This window comes from Nocardia fusca NBRC 14340 (assembly GCF_001618425.1).
Classification (GTDB): Bacteria; Actinomycetota; Actinomycetes; order Mycobacteriales; family Mycobacteriaceae; genus Nocardia; species Nocardia fusca.
In genome coordinates, this window is record NZ_BDCU01000038.1 from 22,535 (window position 1) to 39,903 (window position 17,369).

General features: G+C 65.0%; 18 protein-coding genes. 6 read left to right on the forward strand and 12 right to left on the reverse strand.

The window, feature by feature from the left end:
- The first annotated feature begins 109 nt into the window (after positions 1-109).
- From NF4_RS24210 to NF4_RS24230, 5 genes are all read left to right on the forward strand, one after another.
- The gene (locus NF4_RS24210) at positions 110-1,159 is read left to right on the forward strand and encodes an AraC family transcriptional regulator (protein WP_063129674.1); all 1,050 of its coding nucleotides are present in this window, start codon (positions 110-112) and stop codon (positions 1,157-1,159) included.
- 318 nt (positions 1,160-1,477) lie between these two features.
- Positions 1,478-1,915 carry a hypothetical protein gene (locus tag NF4_RS24215; RefSeq protein ID WP_157120554.1) on the forward strand — a complete coding sequence of 146 codons (438 nt, stop codon included), beginning with the start codon at positions 1,478-1,480 and terminating at the stop codon, positions 1,913-1,915.
- 253 nt (positions 1,916-2,168) lie between these two features.
- Positions 2,169-2,507: a TetR/AcrR family transcriptional regulator gene (locus tag NF4_RS36810; protein WP_198165452.1), complete on the forward strand. Its 339-nt coding sequence runs from the start codon at positions 2,169-2,171 to the stop codon at positions 2,505-2,507.
- Positions 2,508-2,839: 332 nt separating this feature from the next.
- Positions 2,840-3,583: an NADPH-dependent F420 reductase gene (locus NF4_RS24225; protein ID WP_063129677.1), complete on the forward strand. Its 744-nt coding sequence runs from the start codon at positions 2,840-2,842 to the stop codon at positions 3,581-3,583.
- Between the two features lie 34 nt (positions 3,584-3,617).
- A complete protein-coding gene (locus tag NF4_RS24230; RefSeq protein WP_063129678.1) occupies positions 3,618-4,352 on the forward strand; it encodes an NADPH-dependent F420 reductase in 735 nt (244 codons plus the stop codon).
- A 126-nt stretch (positions 4,353-4,478) separates the two neighbouring features.
- Here NF4_RS24230 and NF4_RS24235 read toward each other — a convergent pair whose 3' ends face one another.
- The 4 genes from NF4_RS24235 to NF4_RS24250 form a co-directional block, all read right to left on the reverse strand.
- Positions 4,479-5,378: a TIGR03620 family F420-dependent LLM class oxidoreductase gene (locus NF4_RS24235; RefSeq protein ID WP_063129679.1), complete on the reverse strand. Its 900-nt coding sequence runs from the start codon at positions 5,376-5,378 to the stop codon at positions 4,479-4,481.
- Positions 5,379-5,513: 135 nt separating this feature from the next.
- A complete protein-coding gene (locus NF4_RS24240; protein WP_063129680.1) occupies positions 5,514-5,924 on the reverse strand; it encodes a Zn-ribbon domain-containing OB-fold protein in 411 nt (136 codons plus the stop codon).
- A 41-nt stretch (positions 5,925-5,965) separates the two neighbouring features.
- Positions 5,966-7,087 carry a thiolase family protein gene (locus NF4_RS24245; protein WP_232330630.1) on the reverse strand — a complete coding sequence of 374 codons (1,122 nt, stop codon included), beginning with the start codon at positions 7,085-7,087 and terminating at the stop codon, positions 5,966-5,968.
- 41 nt (positions 7,088-7,128) lie between these two features.
- Positions 7,129-7,944 (reverse strand): enoyl-CoA hydratase-related protein, encoded by an 816-nt coding sequence (locus NF4_RS24250; protein ID WP_063129682.1) that lies wholly within the window; start codon positions 7,942-7,944, stop codon positions 7,129-7,131.
- 470 nt (positions 7,945-8,414) lie between these two features.
- Between NF4_RS24250 and NF4_RS24255 the strand changes: the two genes are divergently transcribed.
- Positions 8,415-9,176 (forward strand): SDR family NAD(P)-dependent oxidoreductase, encoded by a 762-nt coding sequence (locus NF4_RS24255; protein ID WP_232330631.1) that lies wholly within the window; start codon positions 8,415-8,417, stop codon positions 9,174-9,176.
- 176 nt (positions 9,177-9,352) lie between these two features.
- On the opposite strand, the gene NF4_RS24260 is transcribed toward NF4_RS24255, so the two are convergent.
- The 8 genes from NF4_RS24260 to NF4_RS24295 all read right to left on the reverse strand — a co-directional run bounded on the left by NF4_RS24260 (position 9,353) and on the right by NF4_RS24295 (position 17,296).
- Positions 9,353-9,793, reverse strand: coding sequence for a nuclear transport factor 2 family protein (locus tag NF4_RS24260; RefSeq protein WP_063129683.1), 441 nt, complete (start codon positions 9,791-9,793; stop codon positions 9,353-9,355).
- A 42-nt stretch (positions 9,794-9,835) separates the two neighbouring features.
- A complete protein-coding gene (locus NF4_RS24265; protein WP_063129684.1) occupies positions 9,836-10,684 on the reverse strand; it encodes a mycofactocin-coupled SDR family oxidoreductase in 849 nt (282 codons plus the stop codon).
- 73 nt (positions 10,685-10,757) lie between these two features.
- Entirely contained in the window at positions 10,758-12,122 is a 1,365-nt protein-coding gene (locus NF4_RS24270) for an MFS transporter (RefSeq protein ID WP_063129685.1), read from the reverse strand.
- Positions 12,119-12,907 carry an SDR family NAD(P)-dependent oxidoreductase gene (locus NF4_RS24275; RefSeq protein ID WP_063129686.1) on the reverse strand — a complete coding sequence of 263 codons (789 nt, stop codon included), beginning with the start codon at positions 12,905-12,907 and terminating at the stop codon, positions 12,119-12,121. The genes NF4_RS24270 and NF4_RS24275 overlap by 4 nt, the downstream gene beginning before the upstream one ends.
- 74 nt (positions 12,908-12,981) lie before the next feature.
- The gene (locus tag NF4_RS24280) at positions 12,982-13,767 is read right to left on the reverse strand and encodes an enoyl-CoA hydratase/isomerase family protein (RefSeq protein ID WP_063129687.1); all 786 of its coding nucleotides are present in this window, start codon (positions 13,765-13,767) and stop codon (positions 12,982-12,984) included.
- 97 nt (positions 13,768-13,864) lie between these two features.
- Entirely contained in the window at positions 13,865-15,463 is a 1,599-nt protein-coding gene (locus NF4_RS24285) for a long-chain fatty acid--CoA ligase (protein WP_157120555.1), read from the reverse strand.
- Positions 15,464-15,495: 32 nt separating this feature from the next.
- A complete protein-coding gene (locus NF4_RS24290; protein WP_063129688.1) occupies positions 15,496-16,296 on the reverse strand; it encodes an enoyl-CoA hydratase-related protein in 801 nt (266 codons plus the stop codon).
- A 226-nt stretch (positions 16,297-16,522) separates the two neighbouring features.
- Positions 16,523-17,296: an enoyl-CoA hydratase/isomerase family protein gene (locus NF4_RS24295; RefSeq protein ID WP_232330632.1), complete on the reverse strand. Its 774-nt coding sequence runs from the start codon at positions 17,294-17,296 to the stop codon at positions 16,523-16,525.
- Between the last annotated feature and the right edge of the window lie 73 nt (positions 17,297-17,369).

Consider the following 17,369-nt stretch of genomic DNA (forward strand, 5'->3'; position numbering starts at 1 on the left):
TGATGGCGCAGGATACAAACGTACTGGCGGGACTTCCGATGCCTGCCGGGGCTTCCGTCTCAACAGCACTGCTGAGCCGCGGCCCGCCGATCCACGTAAGGAGGCAGCAGTGAAGCTGAACTCGTATCAGAACCTCCGGGTCGCGAACTTCAGCGTCCACGCGCTGCGCCGAATCCTCGAAGAAGCAAATCTCGACTGGCGAACCGCACTCGCCAATGCCGAGATCGACCCCGATGCGGTGAATCGCCCGGGTGGCACCATTCCCGCGAAGAAGGAGCTCGCCTTTCAACTCGAGTTCGTCGCGCTGACGAAAGATCGCGTCGATCTCTGGCTACGCGCCGCACGGGCCTACACCACTGCCACGGTCGGCGCCCGCGGAATGGCTCTCGCGACCGCACCGACCATTGCAGCCTGGGTCGAAGCCGTGAACGCAGTCGACTACTCGCCCGGACTTCTCGAGATCGGGGCGCTCCGGACATCCGACGGCACGGTGACCGGCGTCCAGTTCACCTACCCCGACACCGCGAAAGAGCTGATCCCCTTCAGCGCATATCGCGACCTCTATGTCACCAGCCGCTCGTTCGAGTGGCTCTACGGCAGCCGATTCCCGTTCATTCGTATCGAATTCCCGTTACCGGAAGTCGCGCCCGAAGCCTTGACCTACGTCTCCAGCGACGTTGTCGAATGCGGCTCCGAGACGCTTCGGCTGTGGTGGGATCCCGTGATATCGACAGAGGAACTCCCGTTCGGGAACGCATTCCAGCACGCGGCATGGATCAAAGCGGACACCGAAGTTCTCGACTCGTTCAGGGCGACCGGCGACTGGCCCGACACCGTCGCCAAAGCCATAAGGGCCGCGCCGGCACTCAACCGAAAACTCGCAAATGTGGCTGCCGCGTTGCAGGTCTCACCGCGCACCCTGCAGCGCAAGCTCGAACTCGCGGGCCACGACTTCGCCGAGCTACGAGACGAGACCCTCTGCGACCTCGCCTGCGATCTCCTCTCCAATTCCGACCACTCCATATCGCGGATATCCAGGACGTTGGGCTACAAGGACGCAGCCAGCTTCACGATCGCCTTCAAACGGTGGAGGGGGATGCCGCCGTCTGCGTACCGGGAGGCCTCTCATTACAGACCGGGCAGCGGATCCCCGGAGTAGCCGGGTCCGACCGAGTTCGGCTTCGTAGGCGACCAATGGCCGACACCGTGCTCCCGCCTCCACGACCCGCTCCAACGCCTCGGCGAGCCTTCCCGCACTCGGACGGACGCCGGCATCGCGATCGGCGACGGTCATCATGGTTCGAAGCCTGCCGTTTCGATGACAAGGACACCCTTTCCCATTTGGACGGATTGTGTCAGTATATGCGAGGCCGCATGGTTTGAGGGTGATGCGTCGCACACCAGAGCGACTCATTCCCCGATATTCGACCGTACCCCTCTCACACCCGGAGTCGACCCGACCTCTCCAGGAAAACTCATGAATTCACAAATCCGACAAGGCAACTATGCACGGCATACCGGGACTTCGACGTCACTGAACCAGCCACAGCGGAAGCAAGCCGAGGAAACGAGTCCGAATGGGAGCACGTGCTCGCACTGGGTCCGTTCATCCTTGAGCCAACTGAGATTCCTCCGCTCCGCGCTATCGGTCGATCCGGACGGAACGCGGGTAGTCGAATTCGCTATCGGCTGGGCCCCTTTCGGCGGCGCCGACCGCGAGGACCTGATCGTCGCGTTCGGCGTCGATCGCCGTCGCTTCATCGAAAAGCTCGACGAAGCGCTGCGGCCCTGCCGAGCCGACCGGCATGAAGCAGCCTGGTTGAAGCGCACACTGCTGAACGCGTTGATGTCGGCCTGGCGAGCCGAAACCACGGCGCGGGACGGCACCGGTTCGACGCCATCCCGCGCCCGGTAACCACCTCATCGATTGCACCCGCAGACACCGTTGCGGGTTCGCCGCCGCCCGATGCGCCGAACATACATCTGTGCACATCACCCATTTGACAATTCGGAGGCACTCTCCGTATCGTTGACCACTGAAGCGGACATCTCCTCCGCTTCATGCCATCCATCCGAGCGTTGGCCGGATACAGCCTCCGTTTTACGCTGGGAAGTATCCGGAGGAAGTATCCGTTTTAGTGTGGAGTGCGGAGCAGACAGGAGGACGTATGGGTGCCGAAGAGCAGCCGGGCCGCCGGCCTCGCGCGGATGTCCAGCGCAACCGAGCTGCTCTGCTCGAGGCGGCTCAGCGTCAGTTCCGGAAATTCGGGGTCGGCACGTCGCTGGAGGCGGTCGCCAAGGACGCCGGCGTCGGGCCGGGCACCATGTATCGGCACTTTCCGAACCGGGAGGCTCTCCTGGCGGCGTTGTTGCAGTCCCGTTCGGAAGAACTGGAGACACGTCGAGCCGATATCGCACAGCTCGACGACGCGCTGGAAAGGCTGCGATTTGTTCCTCCTGGCCGTCTCGGTGGCGTGGACCATGGGCGCCGCCGAGGCCGACCATGAGGTGCTCGACCGTCTTTTGACACTCATCGAAAACGGCTACCACAACCAAAACAACAAGCAGTAGAGCAGCACCACCCCTCTGCACAGGGTGGTCCGCACATCGGAAGCGGAACTGTCGGATTTGTGTGTCGTCACGCTCGAAAACAAAACCTCAATTCGTCGTTCGGCAGATCTGCGCGCCCCGTCGCTGTGGTAGTCGCATCTTCGGCCTGAGATCTGCCGGGCAGAAATAGGAAAGGCTGTCCCACGGCTCGGCCGGTACGACACCTGCGAAGTTTCCGCACAGCCTTGACCGACCGATGAAATCGACAAACAACTCGAGGAGTTACTGGATGAAGATAGGCATTCTCGGTGTCGGCCATATCGGCAAGACACTCAGTCGAAAGTTGAGCGCGACCGGACACGACGTGAAGGTGGCCAACTCGCGCGGGCCCGAAACGATCGACGCCACGGTCCTTGCCACGGGAGCACGGGCGGTGCCCGCGGCCGAGGCCGTGCAAGATGTGGATGTCGTCATCATTTCCATTCCGCTGGACCGCGTTCCCGACATCGCGCTGCTACTCGCCGGTGTTCCGGCCGACACGGTCGTCGTCGACACTTCGAACTACATTCCGGGGCGTGATTCCCAGATCGCGGCCATCGAAGCCGGCCAGGTCGAAAGTCTCTGGGTCGTAGAACAGCTCGGCCGGTTGATCGTCAAGGCATGGAATTCCATCGGCTCCGGCTCCTTCGCCCTGAAGGGCATGCCTCCGGGGTCCGAGGGTCGTATCGCGATCCCGGTCGCGGCCGACGACGACGGCGAACGGGCGGTCGGCATGGCGCTGGTCGAGGACACCGGATTCGATGGTTTCGATGCTGGACCCCTGGCGCAATCGTGGCGCCAGCAGCCCGGGGCACCAGCTTATTGCACGGATCTCACCCGCGACGAGATGCCGGCCGCCCTGGCGCGCGCCGAGGCCGCACGATTGCCGAAGCGGCGCGACCTGTCGGGCGCCGCAATCGCCGAAAGATTCGGCGTCGGGACCAACCCCGACTCCGAGTACCACGTCCACCTCAGCCGCGCGCTGTTCATGTAGCTATCCGGACACGACAGAAGGGAAGGAACACGATATGAGGATTTCCGTTATCGGCGCCGGAGCCATCGGCGGCAATATCGCACGCCGGCTCAGCGAGGCCGGACACGACGTACTGGTCGCGGACGCCCGTGGGCCGGAGGCCGTCGCCACAGGCGTCCGTGAGGCGGGCGCTCGCGCCGTCGACCTGGAAGCCGCAACCCACGACAGGGACGTCATCATCCTGTCGATCCCGTTCGCGAAGCAGCCCGAGCTCACCGACGTCCTCGCCGGAGTTTCCGGCGATACGGTGATCGTCGACACGTCGAACTACTATCCCGGCATGAACGGCCACGTCGAGGCGGTGGACAACGGGCAGGTCGAGAGCGTGTGGAGCGCGGAGCAGCTCGGCAAACCGATCGTGAAGGCATGGAACGCCGCGCTCGCGGGGACACAGCAGACCAAGGGAGTACCCGCCGGAACCCCCGGCCGCATCGCCATCCCCGTTGCCGCCGACTCGGAACGAGCGCGCCGGACCGTCATGCAGCTTGTCGACGACACGGGCTTCGACCCCGTCGATGCCGGTGTTCTGGCCGAATCGTGGCGGCAGCAGCCGGGTACGCCTGCCTACTGCACGGAACTGGATGCCGCGGAGTTGCGGCGGGCCCTGGCAACGGCCGACAAGGACGAAGCGCCCCGTACTCGTGACCGACTCGGGGAGCAATTCGCGAGCCTCACCGCGGCACCCTCGCTGGACGAGACCGTCGCGATCAATCGCGCCGCACACCACTGACCCAACGCCCACGGGTCGCCGACGTCTCCTATCCGCGGAGGTCGGCGACCCGCAACGGTGTTGCCCTCTCGCGCGGTTACCTCCACGCCGGCGAATGGCAAGCCGAGCGCTGACCACCCGTGCAATTTACAGCTGCAACGCCGAGGCGAGTTCACGGAGCGCGGGGAGCGGATCGGTCAGCGGCGTGTCCACCAAGACCTGCACGACGACATGATCCGCTCCTGCGTCGAGATGCGCGGTGAGCGCAGCGGCCGCGTCGTCGGCAGAACCCATGCCGACCAGTGCGCGAGCCAGCCGGTTCGATCCACCGGTGACCAGGTCGAACTCGTCGAAACCTTGACGCAGCCACGAGTTCCGGTAGTTCGGCAGCGTCGAGTACATCGTGAGATGTTCGTGCGCACGCCGAAGTTGATCGTCCGTTTCACCGCCGATCGCCACGGCTTGTTCGGTGACGATCCACCGATCGCCGCCGAGGATCGAGCGGGTCACCTGTGTCTGTTGGGGTGTCACCAGATAGGGATGGGCGCCGTCGGCGTGTTCGCCGGACAGTTCGATCATCTTCGGTCCCAAGGCGGCCAGCAGGCGTAGCGGCCCGGCGCCGGGCTCGATCTCCAGGGGCAGTGCGTCCATGTGCTCGAGATACGTCCGCATCGTCGCCAGCGGCTTGCGATACGCGCCCCGTCCCAGCTGTTCGACGAACGGGCCGTGGCTGACACCCAGACCGAGCACGAACCGTCCTGGGTACAGGGCGCTGAGGATGCGGCCACCGGATTCCGCCGCTGTCGGTATCCGGACATGGATATTGGCGATGCCGGTGCCGACGACCAGCCGGTCGGTGGCCGCGAGAAAGGCCGCCGATTCCACCAGCGCGTCTTTACCGCCGCCCTCGGGCATGAACAGCGAACCGAACCCCAGCGCTTCGATATCGCGGGCGATGTCCTGCGCCGCACGTATCGGCCATGCCTCGCTGTTCCACCAGACGCCGACCTTGGACGGAAACTTCACACCGGCAGCTCGATCGGACATAATTCTTGACCTACTCTCCAGGGTCGTCGGTTATGTTGCCTACAGCGAAGTAGCGCCTCCGGTGCACACCACGGCGACCGGGGCGCTGGCTCGATCACCGATCACGAGGGACCGGCACTTTTATCGGATAGCGGCCTACTCGTCCTGGGCGGGCGTGAAGACCGGGACGTACTCGTCGGTTTCCGCCGGCCCGGACTCGAGGAACACCGCGCGGACTCGTAGTCCCGCAGCCAGGGTATCGCGCTCGATATCGACGAGCTGGGTCCACCACCACGGCCCCTCATCGAGCTCGACAACACCGATCGTGAGCTCGACCGGGGTATCCGAACCGCCGCCCCGCCGGGGGACGAACGCCCACGATACGACCCGGCCGCGACCCGAAGCTTCCACCCATTCCAGATCGGTGTTGCCCACGCTGTCCTGTACTGCGGACGGGGTCAGGACCTGGCCGGTTTCCGTGGACCGGCGCAACAGGAAGACTCCTCGCGCTGCTCCGTCGAAGAACTCCGCGGTGGCGGCATCGCGGACAACAGGCTGAATGTTCATAGATGTGGGAGTCCCTCCGCTTATTCCCGACCCGGCCAGGCTCACGAGCCCAGGATCAAGGTCGAGTGGTGGTCGAGAATTCCCCCGTTACCCGAAACCAGGACGAGCTCGTGCTGTTCCACCTGCCGGGCACCTGCCTGCCCGCGCGCCTGCAGGATGGCCTCGGACAGCGGGGTCATACCCCACATGTAGTACGAGGAGAGCTGTCCCCCACCGGTATTCATCTTCAGTTTTCCTTCCGGGCCGATATTTCCCGGCGTCGCCACGAACTCGCCTCCTTCACCCTTGGCGCAGAACCCGTAATCTTCGAGACTGACCAGAGCGGTGTAGGTGTAGCAGTCGTAGAGTTCGGCGATATCGATGTCGTCGACGGTGACACCGGCCATCGACATCGCCGCCGGTCCGGAGCGTGCCGCGCCGGTCACCAACCCGAAGTCGTCGTTACGACGCAATTTCGCGCCCGGATGACTTTGTGCCCATCCGAGAACGCGGACCGGCGGCTGCACCAGGTCGCGGGCACGTTCGGCGGTGGTCACCACCACGGCGACACCACCGTTCGATACCAGGCAGCAATCGTAGAGGTGAAACGGATCGCTGATGATGCGGGATTGCTGGTGGTCGGCAAGGGTGATGGGGGTACGCATCTGCGCCAGCGGATTGAGCACAGCCCAGTCGCGCTGGGCGACGGCGATGGCAGCCAGCTGTTCGGAAGTCGTCCCGTATTCGAGCATATGGCGTCGCGCGGCCAGCGAGTACAGCACGTTCGGGGTTACGGCGCCCGTAGACCGCTGGAGCCCCGCCCATCCGGAGGGCGTCCGATGACCATCCGAATAGGCCCGGCCCGCCCCGGCCCCTTCCACGAGGGGAGCATCACCGAACACGCACACGATGACTTCGGCCATCCCGGCCTGCACCGCCATCGAGGCGTACTGGACCATCGCGCCGGCGGTGGAGCCGAATGCCTGCATCTGGGTCAGCACCGCAAGGTCACGCAGGCCCAGGTCGACCTGCAACTCCAGACCGACATCGTTGGTCACGCCGCCCGAGACCAGTAAACCGTCGACATCCGGCAGGCGCAGACCGGCGTCGGCCACGGCCAGCCGGGTAGCCTCGGCGGCGAACCGGCGGGCACTTTTGCCGTAGACCTTTCCCATCGCGGTCATTCCTAGACCGGCAATCACCGGCGAGCGCATGGCACTTCGTTTCATTGTCCTGTCCAGTTCGGTGTCCGCTTCTCGACGAAGGCCCGCAGGCCCTCCTGCGCGTCTTGCGAATGCCGGACCCGTCCCGCTTCGAAGCGGTTGCGCGCCCAGTCCGCGGCCTCGCGCTCGACACCTCCGTCGGTGATGCCGCCCGCGATACGTTTGGTGGCCTGCACCGCGAGCGGGGCGTTGGCGGCGATGGCATCGGCGAGCTCGAGTGCTGAGGAAAGGACCCGGGCCTGCGGTACGACCTGGGTGACCAGCCCCAGCTCCGCAGCCCGCGCGGCCGAGATCGGCTCGCCGGTGAAGGCCATCGCCAAGGCGACTTTGCGCGGAATCTGCTGCGCCAGCCGGAACGCACCACCGGCGGCGGCCACCAGTCCGCGGCGTACTTCGGGCAGGCCGAACTCGGCGGTATCGGCTGCGACGACCAGATCGCTGGCCAGTGCCAGTTCGGTGCCGCCGCCGAGCGCGAAACCGTTGACCGCGGCGATGGTGGGCTTGCTGACGGGGTGATCGACATACCCGGCGAAACCCCAGCGAGCACGGGCGCCCGCGGGGTGGATATCTTCCCCGGCGGCCAGAGCCTTGAGATCTGCCCCCGCACAGAATGCCCGATTGCCCGCCCCGGTGAGGACAATCGCTCGCACCGCCGGATCGCTCTCGGCGGTCTCGAGCGCCCCGCCGATCGATTCGGCAACCATCCGGTTGATGCTGTTGCGGGCTCGCGGCCGGTTGATCGTGATCAGCAGGACATTGCCGCGCAGTTGCGTCAGGACCGGCTCGGTGTGCAGGTCGTGAGCTTCTCCGGTTGTCATGGTTTGCCTCACTGCTATCGGACTCGGGACGGTCGTCGGGGGAGGCATGAACGCTTGCTCATCGGGCACCTCGTTCTTGCTGTCGAGCGGTTGACTCCTCGAAATCCAGTCGTCAACAGGACTCCGGATATACTGACATATATAGTCCATATTAGGAAGTAGGCGAGTCATCGCCCCGAGCACGCCGGGTCACGCCCGTCACGAACCCTGCGACCGCCCCGGGACACACCTCGAACCGGGCCGGATTCACCGGACCGCTGGTACTCGGCGAGAATTCGCCCTCATCCAGCGCCGCGACCGTCCCACCGACGGTGGTCACACTAGTCTCGAAGCGCCGACCCCAGTTGGCCGCGAAACTTGCGCAAGAATATAGAAACAATAATACTGACTACTGTCGTCCATATATAAGACCCAGGTCTGATCACAGTGAGCCTTTGCCCGACAGGACCTCACTCCCCATACACGGAGGTATGAACATGCAGGTGTCCCTCGAAGGGAAAATCGCGCTGGTGACCGGATCGGGCCAGGGCATCGGCGCCGCAATCGCCACTCAGCTGGCAAATTCCGGCGCCCACGTGGCGGTCTGCGATCTTCACAGCGACCGCGCCGATGCCGTCGCACGGGGCCTGTCGGAACAGGGGTTGCACGCCCACGAGTTCACCTGCGATGTCACCTCGCCCGAAGAGGTCGCGGCACTGACCCAGGCTGTCACGACCACCCTCGGTCCCGTCGATATCCTGGTGAACAACGTGGGATGGGCAGGTGATGACCCGTTCGTCTCGCTCGGCGTCGAGCAGATCCGCAATCTCGTCGATGTCAATCTCATGTCGACGATATTCGTCTGCCACGAAGTCGGCGCCGGCATGCTCGAACGCGGCTCCGGACGAATCATCAACATCGCCAGCGACGCCGGCCGGGTCGGTAGCGGCGGACAGGCCGTCTACGCCGCCACGAAGGGCGGCGTCATCGCTTTCACCAAATCACTGGCCCGGGAGTGGGCCAAGCGCGGCATCACCGCGAACTGCGTCTCCCCCGGCGCCACCGATACCCCGCTGTGGGCCGACGATACCTCCGACCGCATCAAATCCATGTTGCTGTCGACCATCCCCCTCAAACGAGTCGGCCGGACCGAAGAAATCGCCACTGCGGTCACCTTCCTCGTCTCCGACAAGGCCGATTACATCACCGGTCAGGTACTCAGCGTCAGCGGTGGCCTGACCATGGTCGATTAGCGGCGGCGAGCTCGCCGGCCGGAGCGGTGCGCCCGTCCGGTACGGCTCTGTCGCGACAGCGTCTTGCCACAGAGCCGTACCGGACGGGGGCCGGTCGGGGGGAGTCCGGCGTGACGACACTTGTCCGGGCGCGGCCTGTGATGCACCGTCACACCTCAGTACCTATCGCTGGAGCACTATCCCGAGGCAAGCGGCGCCTGGCCGACCTGCTCGGGCTCGAAGGTCTTCACCAGCACTCTCTTGGAGATCAGCCACGTGGAGTCGACTTTTCTGTATTCGTCCTCGTACTGAACGTTGAACCGCAGCCGAGGGCCGCCGCCTGCGTGCTGCACGTCGCAGATGCCGAACGCGACACCCGTGGCGTGGGTTTCGGACAGGACGGTGATCACGTGGTTGGTCATGTGGTGAACGACGTGTTCCACCATGTCCACCAATTCGTCGCCGTACGCCGCAATGGCCTCGCGCCCTACGTGGAGACCGAAATCGACCTGGCGTTCATCCAAAAAGCAATCCTCCGTGAACACTTCGGCCGCCCACCGCGCGGGCTCACCCGTATCGAGGAGAAGGGCGTAGCGCTGGTTCAGCTCGGCAATGGCATATTTGTCTTCGAGGGACATCAGTGCGGACCTTTCATCAGCCGGTTCTGCGCCGTCGGCCGGTCACCGGTGCGGAATCTTGTTGGGGGCCATTGCTCCCGCGTCGAGCACATGGGTGGTGCCGGTGACGTAGCGAGCGTCATCGGAGGCGAGGTAGACCACCGCATTGCTGACGTCGACCGGTTCGATCCAGGGCACGCGCAAGCCCTGCAACTGAACAAAAACTTCTTCCACCTCGGCTCGCGTCGGGTTCGCCACGTGGGGAAGAAAGACATTGTGGACCACCGGGTTGTTGATCATCGGTGTGTCGACGTTACCGGGGTGCAGTGAATTGACCCGAATGTTGTGCGGAGCGAGCTCGACCGCGAGCGCCCGCATGAGACCGGTGACGCCATGCTTCGAGGCCGTGTAGTGAGAGAGATCGGCGTAAGCGATCAGACCGGCAAGGGAGCTGGTGAGGACGATCGAGCCGCCCTGCTTCCGCTCGATCATCGACGGCACCGCCGCCCGGACGGTCTTCCAGGTACCGGTGAGGTTGACGTCGATCATCTCCTGCCATTGCTGTTCGGACATCTCCCAGGAGGGCGCGAAACCGGTGATGCCGGCATTGGCGACGACGATATCGATCCCACCGAGCTCCGCGACCGCCTCGGCGACAACGGCCTGGAGCCCGGCCAGATCCCGGGTATCGCACTGCCGATGGATGATCCGGCGGCCCGTCTCCCTCGCCAGTTCGGCGGTGTGCACCAGATCCTCATAGGTAGGCAGCGCATAGGGCACGGTCTCCACCGGTGCGCAGATATCTATCGCCACCACATCGGCGCCTTCCTCGGCAAGCCGCAGGACATGCGACCGTCCTTGGCCGCGGGCGGCACCGGTCACCAGCGCGACCTTGTTCTCGAGACGTCCCATGATGGTCCTCCTTGTTCGATGTACCGGCGGATACCGGCGATGACTGGTTGCCGACCGGGCGCCGGACCAGCTCTTATGCCGATTCGAGGGGGCGGCTCGCGGTCTCCGGGACCCGCAAGGTCGTCAGCAGCACCACCACGGCAACAGCCATCAGATAGAAGGCAGGCGCGTAGGTGGTTCCCGTCTGCGCGACCAGGAATGTCGAGACGTACGCCGCGGTACCGCCGATCAGCCCGAAGACGTTGTAGCTGATGCCGAACGCCGTGTATCTGATGCTGGTGGGGAAACGCTCCAGCGCGGCGGTGACGTATACGGCCTGTCCGGCAGAGACCGGTATCGCGAGCAATATCAGCGCGGCCACGGCCGCGAGGAAGTTGCCGGTGTCGAGCAGCAGGAAGCTCGGGTAGGTGAAAACGATCAAGCCGAGTGCGGCGGAGACGAGGACGCGCCGGCGGCCGTACCTGTCGGACAGGATGCCCATCGGCGGCCCCAGGACGACGATGGCCGCGCCGCCGGCGCAGATCGCCAGGAGACCGTCGCCGGAGTCGAAGCCGAGTTCGCTGGTCAACAGCGTCGGCATGTAGATCATCATGATGTAGTAGCCGAGAAAGGCACCCGCACCGAGCAGCCCGGTCACCGCCATCCGGCGGTACATGGAGGCCTTTCCGAGCACCTCGGGAAGCGGGCTCCGGAAAGTGGCCTCGGCTTTCCGTGCGAGTTGGAACGCCGGGGATTCGTCGAGCTTCACCCGGATGTAGAGCCCCACCAGGCCGAGCGGCAGGGCGAGCAGGAACGGAATGCGCCAGCCCCAGCTGTTCAGCGATTCGGTGGTCAGGAGCGCCGCGAGCAGCGCGGCGGTGAGCAGACCGGCCAGGGTCGCGCAGGTGATCGACACCCCGATCCAGCTCACGAAGTAGCCGCGCCGGTGATTCGGTGCGGATTCGGCGACGAAGATCGTCGCGCCCGGAAGCTCACCGCCCGCCGAAACACCCTGGAGGACACGCAGAACCACCAGCAGCAGCGGTGCCAGTACGCCGATCGTCTCGTAGCTCGGCAGCAATCCGATGGCGGCCGTGCTGACCGACATCAAGAGGATGACCGAGACCAGGGTGGTCTGCCGTCCGATCTTGTCCCCGAATCGACCCCACACCAGGCCACCCAGCGGCCGTGCGACGAACGCGAGGGCGAAGATGCCCAGTGTGCTCAGCAGCCCGCTCACCCGGTCCGTCGCCGAGAAGAAGGTGCTCGCGATGGCAGGGGTCAGGGCGGCGTACACGGCGAAGTCGTAGTACTCGACGAAGGACCCCGCACAGCTCGCGACCACGGCGCGACGGAGCATTGATGGGCTGATATCGGTCTCGGCGTCGTGCCCGGTGGGAGTTCCCGGCGTTTCCGCTCGGGACACACCGGTCTCGCTACCCGTCTTCTCGGTCGTCACACCGTTGTCCAACCGCCATCGATAACGAGCGTCTGCCCCGTCATATAGGACGACGCCTCGCTGGCGAGGAACACCAGGGCGCCGTTGAGTTCGTCTTCCCGTCCGCCACGCCGCATCGGCATTCGCCGGAACCGGCGTTCACCGGCGCTGCTGGTGAACAGCTCCTCGGTCAGCTCGCTCCGGAAATACCCGGGTGCCAGGGCATTGACCCGGATACCGCGATCCGCCCATTGCGCCGCCAGTTCGCGCGTCAGGCTGATCACCGCCCCCTTGCTGGCGCAGTAGCCGGCCTCGGGAATCGACCAGCTGGCGACCAGGCCGTTGATGGACGCGATATTGATAATTGTGCCCCCGCCCTGTTCCAGCATCCGGCGACCGGCGAGGTGGCAGAGACGATAGAGCGCGATCAGGTTGACGTCTATCACTTTGCCGAAGGTTTCCGGGTCTTCGTCTTCGGCCGGCTGGATCGAGGTGATGCCGGCATTGTTGACGACGATATCTATTGCGCCGCGCCATTCCACGGTGCGGCCGATGACATCGCGGATCTCGTCGTCTTTCGTGACATCCGCCGATACGGCAAGAATGTGTTCCGGAAACTGGTCGACCAGCGCGAGGAGCGGGTCTTTTCGCCGCGCCACCGCGACGACATAGGCGCCGCGCTGTGCCATCGCGGTGGCGAATTGCCGGCCGAGACCGGAACTCGCTCCGGTGACGATCGCGACCTTGCCGGCGATGTCGAACAACGGGTCCACGCTTCGGACCGCTGTCGGAGTGATGTCGTTCATGAGGAAATATCTCCTGGGGTCTATCGGTGCGTTTCTCGAGTTCGACGCAACCCGCCGGTGTCGCTCGTCGGGTTTCAGGCGTGCTTGCCGAGTGCGCCGAAAGCCTCGTAGGCGAGTCCCATGCCGAGCATTTCGAGGACCTGTTTCTTGAGGGGCTGGACGATGAGGGCACGGGTGAACCGCAGCGTCGTATCCGATTTCTCGGCGATCCGGCCCGCGATCTCCCGGGCGCGCTCGAGCACCTGGTCCGGGGGAAGGACCTCTTTGACGAGGCCCCAGCGGAGCGCTTCTTCCGCGGTGATCGTCTCCCCGGTGAGCATGTAGGCACGGGCCCGGTTGATCCCGAGGAGCATGGTCATCCAGATCTGGGAACCGTCGCCCGGTGCGATATCTTCCAGCTCGAAATGCGCCGAGTCCTCGAACGAAGCGGTGTCCGCGGCGATGATGACGTCGGAGAACAGGGGAATCTCGCAGTGCCGCGCCACCGGGCCGTTGACCGCGGCGACCACCGGGACCTGGATATCCAGTATTGCGTTGACCAGTTCACGCTGGTCGGTCCAGGCGTCCTGTTCCCATACCGCGTATTCCTCCGAGAAGGAGGGGATCACGGTCATGATCTGCCCGCCCTCGGCGTCGGCGCGCGGTCCCATGAATTCCACACCGGTGCCGGTGATGAGCACGACTCGATTACCGCGATCGAGCGCGACATCGCGGAATGCGCGGGTCAATTCACGATGAGTATGCATGCCGATTTGGAAGGGCCCGCCATCGGAATGGAGTCGTAATTCCAGAATTCCGTTCTCGGCCCGGGTGAATTCGCAGTGCGGATACTTGTCACGGTAGTCGTCCAGTACGGTCATGGAAACCATCTCCTTTGAGGTTGCCGAGTAGAAATCTCTGCCCCGAAAAATGTCGGAGGCAGCTGGTTGTTGAGCTTTCGAATCGAGCGCTGCGGCGTCAGACGAGATTGCCGAATACCTCTCTGAGCAGCTTCTTGTCGAACTTGCCGGTACTGGTGCGCGGAATGTTGTCGATCACCCGGAAATCGTCCGGGACCCACCATTTCGCCACGCGCCCCGACAGGTGTTCGCGAAGTTCGTCGGCGCCGACCGCGCCGTCGGTCACGACGAAGGCGGCGGGGCGCTCGCCCCAGCGGTCGTCCGGACGCCCGACGATGGCCGCCTCACGAACCGACGGGTGTGCCATCAGCGCCGACTCCAGATCCAGGGAGCTGATCCACTCGCCCCCGGATTTGATCGCGTCCTTGAGCCGATCGGTGATCCGCACCCACCCTTTCGGGTCGATGGTCCCGACATCCCCGGTCCGCAGCCAGCCGTCGTGGAACTTGTCCGCGCCGACGTCGGCTCCCAGATAGGCGCCGGCCACCATCGGCCCGCGGATCTCCAGTTCACCCACGGTGATCCCATCTCTGGGCAGCTCCGTACCGTCGTCGGCGACGAGGCGCATTTCGTAGAGCGGCGAGATCCGGCCGGCCGAAGTGCGCGACCGCCACCCCTCATCGGTGTCGGTCATCGCCGACGGCGTCACCATGGTGGCTCCCGGGAAGACTTCGGTCATGCCCCAGCCCTGGACGAAATCGACTCCGCGGGCACCGTAGGCGCGCATGAGCGACTCGGGAACCGCGGTCCCGCCGCCGACAACGGTCCGCAGACTCGACAGGTCGACCGGTGCGGGGCCCGATTCCCGCTGCCGGATCACTCGCAGCAGGTCCATCCACACCGTGGGAACACCTCCCGCCCACGTCACCCTGTGCCCGGCGATCAGTTCGGCAACCGCCTCGGGTTGCAGGTTCGGGCCGGGCAGGACCATATCGGCACCGGTGAGACCGCAGAGGAAGGGCAGCCCCCACCCCATGGCATGGAAGAGCGGAACCAGGCCGAGGACAATGTCCTGCTCACCGATCCGGAAGACGTCACGACCTGCCATGGACAGGGCGTGCAGGACGATCGACCGGTGGGAATACAGAACTCCCTTGGGATCGCCCGTCGTACCGGAGGTGTAGCAGAGGGCTGCGGCAGCCCGCTCGTCGACGTCGACCGGCGCGAGCGGCGGATCCGCCTGCGCGATCAACTCCTCGTAGCCGAGTTCGCCTGCAGCGAGATCACCGGCGGCGCCGATGACTACCACCTGCTCGAGGTGCGGCAGCCGATGCCGCAGACCGGCGATCCGGTCCCGGAAATCGGACTCCACGATCAGCACGGTGTCGCGCGCGTGGTTGATCGTGTACACCAATTGGTCCTCGTGCAACCTCGGGTTGGCCGTGTGCAGCACCGCCCCCATGCTGATGACCGCGTAATAGGTCTCGAGGTGCTCCTGGGTGTTCCACGCCAGACTCCCGACCCGGTCCCCCGGCCGGATTCCCAGCTGCGCCAATGCCGCAGCGAGGCGCTCCGATCGATCCAGAACCTCGACGAAGGTGGCCGACCGCGAAGGACCGTCCGGGTGGCTCGCCGACCGCGAGTACACCCGCGCCCCGTGATGGATGGCGCGCATCCGCCGCAGCAGCAACGCAACGTTCAGGTCGACATCCATCATGAGGCCCGGCATCGGCACCGGTTCGGGCGGTGTCACTGCCGGGCCGCAGCCGCCGCGCGCCGGCGATCACGGGCTTCGAGCGCCGCGCCGACCAGACGCTGATGATCCTCGGACACCGCGGAGACGCGTTCGGCCTGGAATCCCAGATCCAGTGTCACACTGGACAACATGTGCAGGATGGCATTGAGCGCCTTCTTGGTGCCCTGCACCGCGACATGCGGCGAGGCCGCCATCCGCTCGGCCCATTCCATGGCCCGCGGCAGCACCTCGTCCACCGGGCACGACTCGGTGACCAGCCCCCACTCCGCGGCCACCCGCCCCACCACCGGATCCCCGGTCAGCAGGAAGCGCTTGGCGCGCGCCATACCCACGAGAATCGGCCACATCATCGCCCCGCCGTCACCGGCGACAAGACCGATCACCACATGCGGGTCGGACAATCGCGCATCCTCGGCCACGATGCTGAAATCGCTCATCAACGCCATCGTGAAGCCGTAACCGGCCGCGGCACCGTTGACGGCGGAGATGACGGGCTGCGGGAGGTTCAGTAGATCGTCGACGATCTTCTTGGCTTCGAAGAACGTGGTCTCCCTGGTCACCGGGGTCTCCCCCGCGATCCACTCGAGATCACCCCCGGCACAGAACGCCCGCCCCGCGCCGGTGAGCACCACTGCCCGCACCCGGCGATCCATACCGATATCGGCGAACACCGTGGACAACTCACGATGGAAGTCGGCATCTATCGCATTCAGCTTGTCGGCGCGCAGGAACGTCACCGTCAGCACACCGCTGCTCGACAGATCGAACTTCATCGTCTGATACCGCTCATACATTGGCAGCTACTCCTTCGGGATTGATCGCCACAGCCACATCGAGACCAGGAGCCACGTCGGTCCGCTCCAGCGCGATCCGGGCGGCCCGCTCGCGACGAACGCGCCCTCGGAGGGCGATCACCGCCTGAGAACTGTTATCCATCAACGTGACTCCGATCATACTGACACATATAGTCCAAAATAGGAAGAAGGTTGGACCAGGACCTGATCGCCGAGGTCGGAAGCCTTACCGAGACTCGTCGAAGCGCCAACGACCGGTGAAGGACGGCGCTGTTCTGGATTTGAAAGCCCGGTAGCCGTTGTCGATGTCCTCGCCGGCGAAATTCACGGCCTGCGCCACCGCTTCGGCCTCGAGGCTGCTGGCGAAGTCGGCGCCGGCCGCACGGTGCAGGAGAGACTTCGTCAAGGACAGAGCTACCGGCGGACCGGCGGCCAGCCGACCGGCAAGCGTGTCGACGACAGCACCGAGCTCCTCGGGCTCGACCACCCTGCTAGCCAGTCCCAGTCGTTCCACCTCCGCCGCGCCGAGGACATCGCCCGTCATCGTCAGCAGTTTTGCCTTCTGCATCCCGATGAGACGAGGCAGCAACCAGGACCCCCCGACATCGATCGACAACCCCCGCCGCGGGAACACCTGCGCAAATGTCGCGTTGCTCGAACAGATCACCAGGTCGCAGCACAGCGCGAGGTTCCAGCCACCGCCGATCGCCGGGCCCGGCACCTTCGCGATCGTCGGCTTCGGAAACTCGTGCAGGGCAATCGCTGTGGCAGAAATGATTCGCATGCGGTCCAGCGGATGTTGCGGGCCGTCGGCCCCCAGCTCGCCGCCGGACGAGAACACCCCGTGGGCACCGGTCAGGACCACCGCGCGCACACTCGTATCGTGCTCCGCGTCGTCGAGCGCCGCCGCCAGGCGACGCCACTGAGCGGAATCCAGGGCGTTCTTCACCGCAGGCCTGTTCATGGTCAAGGTCCGGACGCCGTCGGCCTGCTCGACCACAAGCGGGGCGGTCTCCGGTTCATTCGATTTCGCCATAGGACTTCCTCTCGGCATACGGATTCCGCGTACTCAC